Here is a 7407-nt window from a genome sequence, read left to right as displayed (position 1 = left end):
CCGCCATTCTGGCCGTTGCCGCCAGGCCCGGTCGCGCTATCTCCTCCTCCTCCGCCGCCGGCATTGAGGCCTCCGCGCCCGCCGTCCGCCAGCGCTGGACCGGCGCCGAACGTCGTGCTTGCCAGAAGCAGAAGCGCCACGCTTCGGGTGATGCCGCGCCGGGAGGCGGGCTGGCACGTCTCGAGGGAGGCTCGGCAGCCGGCGGGCACGGCCGCCAGACAAGCCGCCACGGAACCTTCATCTGTTGGTATTACGTCGCCCACCATTCGCCTCCCCGAAACAACCGGACAATTTGCAGATGCGTCACGGCCCGCAAGGCGGCGCGAAAGGAATGAGACGCTGGGTCAATAAAATGAGACGCCTTGCAAAGTAGGGAGCAGCGAGGTGAGCCTCCGCCGACTACGGACACGGACGAGGCCTGCCGAGGCGCGGCGGCGAGGCGACGCCTCGATTCCCTCCCGGCAAGCGCGGACCACGCAAAAGCGGGCGTCTGGCGTACGAACCCCGCGGTCTACGCCGCCGGTACACCCTCGCCGTGAAGCCAGCGCTCCATCGTGCTGAAGGCGCGATCGCCGACCAGTTCGGACTCGTGCAACTCCCCGCTCAGCGATGCGACGCGCAATTCGGTCGGCGACATGCCATGGGCCTGTCGAAAGGCCCGGTTGAACGCCGGAACATTGCCGAAACCGCATCGAAGGGCGATGGCGCTGATGCGCTCCTGGGCATAGGCCGGATCGACGACGAGTTGATAGGCGCGCATCAGCCGCCGCCGCTGGATATAGAGGGTGACCCCGCCCAGTTGTTCGAACAGGCGATAGAGCTTGGCCCGCGACACGCCGAGCTTGTCGCACAGGAACTCCGGCCCCATCGATGGATCATGGAGATTGGCGTCGATCGCCTTGCGGCAGGTTTTGAGCGAAGCATCGGCCGCGACCTGGGCGATCATGCCTCGTCCGTCGCTCGACGCCCCCGCGAATGCCGCGATCATCGCCGCCGTTCCGTGCGCGGCTGCATGAATGTCGGATGGCGCGAGCGCGGGGGCCTGCTCGTAAAGCAAACGCATATGGGCCGCAAGCATCGTGTTCAGCGCGCTGCCCCTTGGCAGAACCCTGCCGTGCAGGGAGTCGAGATCGGCGACATGCGGTTCCAGCAGCGTTCTCGGCAAAATGAGTGTGAAGCTTTTGTAGTCGGTCGAGCGCAGCGTGCTGCGGCGCGTCATGTCGAGGACGCATATATCGCCGGTGTGCACCTCCGTCGTGCGTCCCTCGACGTCGAGGCCGAACCCGCCCTGCGAACGGACCACGAGGCTGATATGATCGATGTTGCTGCGCGCGATGGTGCGCGCCGTGCGCTGCAGGGTCTCGGCTGAAGAATAACCGTCGATGATCACGAGGGGCGCCAGATTGTAGCTCGTCAATCCGGCGCTGAACGACGAACGGGCCGCCGGCCTTGCCGCATCCATTTCATAAAGCGGAGCGTAGCCCGACCGCCAAAGCTCGAACTCACGCGCATTGCCGGCACGGATAGACAAACTCAAACGATTCGGCGCGCGAGGCATCGTTTGTGGCGCTGGCGAATCCATGCGGCGGCTTGCTCCAAAGCTCGCGAGCCAACGTGCCCAACAAGTCCCGATTTTGCAAGGCATTCATTCAATACCTAATATTCCCGGGCGCATGATCCTGGCGGCGCGCGACGCCCTGGCTGAATCGAATTTAGGCCACCGCCTGTAGACATAGCGGCGGCAATGAAACAATCTTCACTGCGGGAACATAAGCGCGCCTCGAAGAAGGCGCCTACCTTCGGGTGCGCATGAACAATCGCTGGACCTTGTACGATCCACGCCTGGCCTGGATGCTGGTTGCGCCGGTGCTTCTGCTGCTGATCTTCTTCCTGGTGCTGCCGATCGCGGTGATGGCGGCCTATACGTTCTTCACCTTCGTCACCGCAGGCGTCGAAACCAGCGCGCTGACCACCGCCAACTGGCAGGAATTCTTCACCGACAGCTATTATTCCGGTTTCCTTCTGAAGACGCTGAGGGTCGGCGCGATCACCGCGCTGCTGTGCGGCGTGCTCGGCTATTTCCCGGCCTATTTCATCTGGGCGACGAGCTTCAGGCACAAATGGCTGCTCTTGCTCCTGCTCATCGTGCCGTTCTGGATCAGCTTCACCATCCGCACCTTTTCCTGGATCAACATCCTGGGCGAACAGGGCGTCATCAACGTCGCTCTGCTCAAGATGGGCATCATCAACGCGCCGCTGCCGATGCTCTACAACGAGGGCGCGGTGATCCTGGGACTGCTGCACTTCCTCCTGCCCTACATGATCCTCAACGTCTATGTCAGCCTCGAGGGCATCGACCGCACGCTGATCTCGGCCGCGCGCTCGATGGGCTGCACCAGCGCGCAGGCATTCCGCGAGGTCACGCTTCCCCTCTCCCTGCCCGGCCTGGCGGCGGGGTTACTGCTCTGCTTCGTGCTGGCGGCGGGCAGCTATGTGACGCCGCAATTGCTCGGCTCGGGCCGCGACGCGCTGTTCGGCAATCTGATCTACGACACCATCATGAGCGAATTGAACTGGCCAATGGGCGCCACGCTGTCGATCGTGCTGTTCCTCGTGCTCGGCTTCTTCGCCGCCATCTACACCCGCTACATGGGCATGTCGCAGATTGTGAAGGGGTTGGCCGGATGAAGGCGCGGCGAAAAGAGGAAGGCAAATGGGCCTGGCGGCTGACCGGCTTCGTCACGCTCTGCGTCTACGTCTTCATGTTCGCGCCGATCGTGGCGACCGTCATCCTGTCGTTCAACGCCTCGATGTTCGGCGGCTTCCCGATGACCGGCTTTTCCTTGCAATGGTACGCCAAGCTGATGGGCAATGAAGCGGTGCTGGCCGCCTTCCGCACCTCGCTGTGGATCGCGCTGGTCACCGCCGCCGTCACCACCGCCATCGGCGTCGTCACGGCGTTCGCGCTGGTGCGTTTCGAGTTCCCGGGCAAGCAGGCGCTGAGCACGCTGGTGATCCTGCCGGCGCTGGTGCCGGAGACCATCCTCGGCGTCGGCCTTCTTGTGCTGATCAAGGCGATCGACCAGCCGCGCACCATGCTGCTTCTGGTGCTCGGCCATATCCTTTTAGCCGTGCCCTATGTGGTGCTGATCGCGCAGGCGCGCATGGTCGGGATCCGGCGCGTCTATGAGGAGGCCGCGCTCTCGCTCGGCGCATCGCGCTTTTCGTCGTTCCGCGAGATCACGCTGCCGCTGCTGATCCCGGCGGTCGTCGGCGGCGCGCTGCTCGCCTTCACCATCTCGTTCGACAACACCTCGGCCAGCCTGTTCTGGCGGCCGGCGGGCGTCGAGACCATGCCCACCCAGATCCTTTCCATGCTGAAAATCTCGATCAGCCCGGAGATCAACGCGCTCGGCACCGTGATGATCCTGGTGACCGTCGCCATCCCGTTGATCGGCGGCCTGATCCTGCAGAGCCTGACGAAGTTGAAGAGACGCGGTGAACCAAAGGAGGAAGCACGATGAAACTGACGACAACCAAACGGCTGGAACGGCTGCATGACCGGTATGCCAATGGCGATCTGAGCCGCCGCACTTTCCTGACGCTGACGGCGGCAGCCGCCGCATCGGCGGGGCTTTCCATGCCGTGGATGGGCCGCGCGCTCGCCGCGGTCGAGGAAGTCCGCTTCGACGGCTGGGGCGGCACGGTGCAGGACGCGATCGACAAATTCGCCTTCCAGCCCTACACGGCCAAGACCAAGATCAAGGTGGTGCAAGGCACGTTCGGCGACGAGGACGAGATCATCACCAAGATCAAGACCGCGAAGCCCGGTGACTACCAGGTCATCCATTCGTCGGGCGTCAATTACTACATCAAATACGTCAATGGCGGCCTGACCTCGGAGATCAACGAGGCCAACATTCCCAACATGGTGAATGTGCTGCAGCCGATGATCGAGCCGTTCCGCAAGCTGACGCCGAAGCTGTCGGCCGTGCCTTACGACTACGGCACCACCGGCATCGCCTACAACACCAAGGTCATCTCGCCGGAAGAGGCCAAGGAAAAGGGCGCCGCATTGCTGCTCGACAAGAAATACGCGGGCAAGGTCGGCGGCTATTCCGACATGACGACGCGCGTCTGGTACGCGGCTTTGGCCACCGGACAAGATCCCAACAACCTCAAGGACATGGACACGATCTGGGCCAAGGTGCGCGAGACGCGCGACCTCGCCAAGAAGTTCTGGAGCTCCGGCGCGGAACTTATGGACCTGCTTTCCAAGGGCGAGATCGTGGTGACCGACGCCTGGTCGGGCCGCGTCGCAGCACTCCAGGACCAGGGCCATCCGATCGGCTATCTCGATCCGGCCGGTTCCTATGCCTGGATGGAGGACATGCTGATCCTGAAGGGCTCGCCGATGACCGAATGCGAGGAGCTGATCAACTTCATGCTCGACCCGGCGACCTCGATCGCGGTGGCCGAGGGCCAGAGCTACCCGCCGTCGCTCGACCCGACCAAGGTCAAGCTCACCGACAAGATCGCGAAGCTGCCGGCTTTCGATCCGACCGGCACGATGAAGGCGCTGACCTTCGCCGATCCGACCTACTGGGCGACCAACGAGGACGCCTGGACCAAGCAGTGGAACAGGATATCGAAAGGTGCCTGACGGCCAGGACGCGAAAATCCATCCCCGGCCGGCCTCGGCCGGGGCGGAAGGCGCGAACGCGGCCGCCGGGGCGAGCAGCCCGGCGGTCGAGTTCCGCAACATCGACATCGCCTATGGCAAGTTCGTCGCGGTGCGCGATTTCTCTTTGTCGATCCGCAAGGGCAGCTTCGTCACGCTGCTCGGGCCTTCGGGCTGCGGCAAGACGACGATCCTGCGCTCCATCGCCGGCCTGGTCGACATTTCGGCCGGCCAGATCATGATCGGCGGCCGGCGCGTCGACGACGTGCCGATCTACAAGCGCAATATCGGGTTGGTGTTCCAGAGTTACGCGCTGTTCCCGCACAAAACCGTGTTCGACAATGTCGCCTTCGGCCTGAAATATCGCAACGTCGCCAAGCCCGAGATCAAGCGCAAGGTCGGCCAGGCGCTCGAGATGGTGCGGTTGCCGGGCAGCGAGAAGAAACTGCCCTCGCAATTGTCGGGCGGCCAGCAGCAGCGCATCGCGCTGGCGCGCGCCATCGTGTTCGAGCCGCAGGTGCTTCTGCTCGACGAGCCGCTCTCGGCGCTCGACGCCAACATGCGCGAGGAGATGCGCGTCGAGATCAAGAAGATCCAGAAGGAGACCGGCATCACCGCCATCTTCGTCACGCACGACCAGGAAGAAGCGCTGTCCATGTCGGACCGCATCGTGGTGATGAATGCCGGCTCGGCCGAGCAGGTCGGCACGCCCGAAGAGGTCTACGAGCGGCCGGCCACCGCCTTCGTCGCCGACTTCCTCGGCAAGGCCAACATGCTCGCTGGCACGGTGAGCCGATCCGACAGGCCGACGACAGTCAAGCTGGCCAGTGGCCAGGCCGTCAATGTGCTGGCGCCGCGACCGCTGCCGCAGGGCAGCGCCGTCACCGTCGTGGTGCGGCCGCAGAAACTCGCGGTGGGTGCCAAGGCGAGCGCCAACCGGTTGCCTGGCCGGGTCGTGTCGGCCTCCTATCTCGGCAGCAGCGCCATCTACGAGGTCGACATAGGCGGCAAGACGAACATCCGCGCCAACGCCCCGATCGATGGCCGCGTTCTGCGCGAAGGCGAAGCGATCGAACTCAGCTTCGACGCGGACGATTGCGTCTTGCTGGACGAGGCCGGGCGGCGGATTTCCTGAAGGCCGCCACCGCCCTGTAATCAGTACGACCCTTGACGGCTATTACAGTTCATTGCTTGGAGAGAAACGCTTTGCAGGCAGGAGTGAGCTCACTGATGTGCTGTTTAAGACAGCTCAACCCCTTTGCATTGTCGACCATCTTGCACAGTCGCTGGGCATCCGCCCTGCATGGTGTTTTGTAGGCATCTTTCGCAAAAGCGACGTCGGCGAGGAAAAGCGAACTAGAAGCCAGAAGCGCCAGTCCAAGCGTTTTCTGTTTGCGCATAATTTAATTCCCCTCTGAACATGAGCATGGTAACGCAGCCATATATACGCTAGACCTGATATAATAAGAAGGCCAAGGACTTCGCGACGAAGCGCTCCATGCCGCATTGGCAAGGCACGATATTTTCAAACTGAGATACCACCAGATTCCCACGGCAATTTCGACGCCCGCTCCAACGCTCGCTCCCCCGGTCGTCGGCGACAAGTCTTCCCATTGGTGACGTGAATGATCACGCCGCAAAGAGATGGAGACGACAATGACGAGTTTGGAGCACACCGCCTGTGAACCCAGCCGCGCGGACCTCAGCCTGATTGGCTTTGCCGGCCGTGCGCTGCGGCTTGCCTATCGTGCGATGAGGATGCGCAGCGACCGCGCCGCCATGCAGGCCATGCCCGATCATCTGCTCAAGGACTTGGGTATCGCCCGTTCGGAAATCGACCATTACACCTCGATGCGCTACGCCTCCGACGCCGACGGGATGGAAATCCGCAACGCCGGATGACCCCCGATGGCGGTCGTCACCACGCTCTCGACAGGCCCCGGGCTTCCCCACGCCGGGGGCTTTTGCGTTCCGGCGCATTCGGGCGTTGACATTCGTTTCAAACGATACATCCAACGCAATTTCCAACGGTAGACGTATGAAAAATTCCACGGTCGCACCCACTCTCGTTCAAACGCTCCATCGGCAAACAGAGGCCGTCACGGCAACCAAGCCGCAAACGAACCTTTGGAGATGAAGATGCAACCCAACACCAAACCTGCACGGCTTCCGCTCAATGGCGTCGACACGCCGAACCTTCTGGCGACGATCAATTTCGTCGCCGCGCAGCCGGAGCTGGCAAAATTCCAGTTCCGCGCCCACAACGAGTGGATCGAAGGCACGCACAGCAAGACCGTCATGAATGGCTTCTTCGGCGCCGGCCAGGAGCAGAAGCACGAGAAGCCGCATTATGCCGACGCCGACCATCCGGCGATCCTGTGCGGCGGCGACAATGCGCCGACCCCGGTCGAATGGCTGCTGCACGGGCTGGCGGGCTGCCTGATGGCTGGCGTCGCCAACATTGCCGCCGCGCGCGGGATCAAGCTCACCAAGGTGAAGTGCTCGGTCGACGGCGACATCGACCTGCGCGGCATCCTCGGCATTTCCGACGAGGTCCGCAACGGCTTCCAGAACATCCAGGTGTCGTTCGAGATCGAAGGCGACGCGCCGGCCGAGAAGCTGCAGCAGCTGGTCGAGCAGTCGCGAGCCCGTTCGGCCGTGTTCGACGTGCTGACCAAGGGCGTGCCGGTCACCGTCGGCATCAAGACCATCCAGTAAGCCGAAGC

Annotated in this window: 8 protein-coding genes; 6 read left to right on the top strand and 2 right to left on the bottom strand. The window is 63.1% G+C overall.

What is annotated here, in order from left to right:
- Positions 1-511: 511 nt before the first annotated feature.
- A complete protein-coding gene (locus FJ956_RS25230; RefSeq protein WP_181170306.1) occupies positions 512-1582 on the bottom strand; it encodes a helix-turn-helix domain-containing protein in 1071 nt (356 codons plus the stop codon).
- 227 nt (positions 1583-1809) lie between these two features.
- Here FJ956_RS25230 and FJ956_RS25225 point away from each other — a divergent pair, with 227 nt between their 5' ends.
- From FJ956_RS25225 to FJ956_RS25210, 4 genes are read left to right on the top strand one after another with little or no spacing between them, the layout of a single operon-like run.
- The gene (locus FJ956_RS25225; protein ID WP_140681397.1) at positions 1810-2688 is read left to right on the top strand and encodes an ABC transporter permease; all 879 of its coding nucleotides are present in this window, start codon (positions 1810-1812) and stop codon (positions 2686-2688) included.
- Positions 2685-3524, top strand: a complete 840-nt coding sequence (locus FJ956_RS25220) for an ABC transporter permease (RefSeq protein ID WP_140681394.1) — start codon at positions 2685-2687, stop codon at positions 3522-3524. The genes FJ956_RS25225 and FJ956_RS25220 overlap by 4 nt, the downstream gene beginning before the upstream one ends.
- Positions 3521-4663 (top strand): ABC transporter substrate-binding protein, encoded by a 1143-nt coding sequence (locus FJ956_RS25215; protein ID WP_140681392.1) that lies wholly within the window; start codon positions 3521-3523, stop codon positions 4661-4663. The genes FJ956_RS25220 and FJ956_RS25215 overlap by 4 nt, the downstream gene beginning before the upstream one ends.
- Complete coding sequence (locus FJ956_RS25210) at positions 4656-5816, top strand: ABC transporter ATP-binding protein (RefSeq protein ID WP_140681390.1); 1161 nt, start codon at positions 4656-4658, stop codon at positions 5814-5816. The genes FJ956_RS25215 and FJ956_RS25210 overlap by 8 nt, the downstream gene beginning before the upstream one ends.
- A gap of 49 nt (positions 5817-5865) precedes the next feature.
- Here the strand turns inward: FJ956_RS25210 and FJ956_RS25205 are convergent, their stop codons facing one another.
- Entirely contained in the window at positions 5866-6081 is a 216-nt protein-coding gene (locus tag FJ956_RS25205) for a hypothetical protein (protein ID WP_140681388.1), read from the bottom strand.
- A gap of 256 nt (positions 6082-6337) precedes the next feature.
- Here FJ956_RS25205 and FJ956_RS25200 point away from each other — a divergent pair, with 256 nt between their 5' ends.
- Positions 6338-6583 carry a DUF1127 domain-containing protein gene (locus FJ956_RS25200; protein WP_140681386.1) on the top strand — a complete coding sequence of 82 codons (246 nt, stop codon included), beginning with the start codon at positions 6338-6340 and terminating at the stop codon, positions 6581-6583.
- Positions 6584-6820: 237 nt separating this feature from the next.
- Entirely contained in the window at positions 6821-7399 is a 579-nt protein-coding gene (locus tag FJ956_RS25195; RefSeq protein WP_246672164.1) for an OsmC family protein, read from the top strand.
- Positions 7400-7407 lie beyond the last annotated feature (8 nt).

The sequence above is a fragment of the Mesorhizobium sp. B2-4-3 genome (assembly GCF_006442815.1).
In the GTDB taxonomy this organism is placed as follows: domain Bacteria; phylum Pseudomonadota; class Alphaproteobacteria; order Rhizobiales; family Rhizobiaceae; genus Mesorhizobium.
This window is presented reverse-complemented; position numbering and strand designations above follow the sequence as displayed.